This window comes from Vibrio sp. S234-5 (assembly GCF_000960595.1).
GTDB lineage: Bacteria > Pseudomonadota > Gammaproteobacteria > Enterobacterales > Vibrionaceae > Vibrio.
Genome location: NZ_JZAM01000151.1, coordinates 1 through 262, shown reverse-complemented (window position 1 = coordinate 262; position 262 = coordinate 1). Strand labels below are relative to the sequence as shown.

At 47.3% G+C, this 262-nt stretch carries 1 protein-coding gene; it reads right to left on the bottom strand.

Annotated elements, in window-relative coordinates:
- On the bottom strand, positions 1-262 hold a 262-nt coding region (locus UF06_RS06505), incomplete at both ends, for an AMP-binding protein (protein ID WP_045569720.1).

The window sequence follows — 262 nt, the reverse complement described above, 5'->3', positions numbered from 1 at the left end:
AGTGTATTGGCAAAGTTAGACACAATCACAATCGTCGTGGCACCAGAGTCGTTCAATTGGTGTTCAAGTTCACGAGGAGTGTAGAGAGGGTTTACGTTTACAGCGATACAACCTGCACGCAAAATACCAAACAACGCTACTGGGTATTGCAGTAGGTTTGGCATCATCAGAGCAACACGGTCACCCTTTTGCAATTTCAGTTCGTTTTGCAGGTAAGCGGCAAATGCGCGGCTACGCTCTTCCAACTTGCGGAAGGTCATCA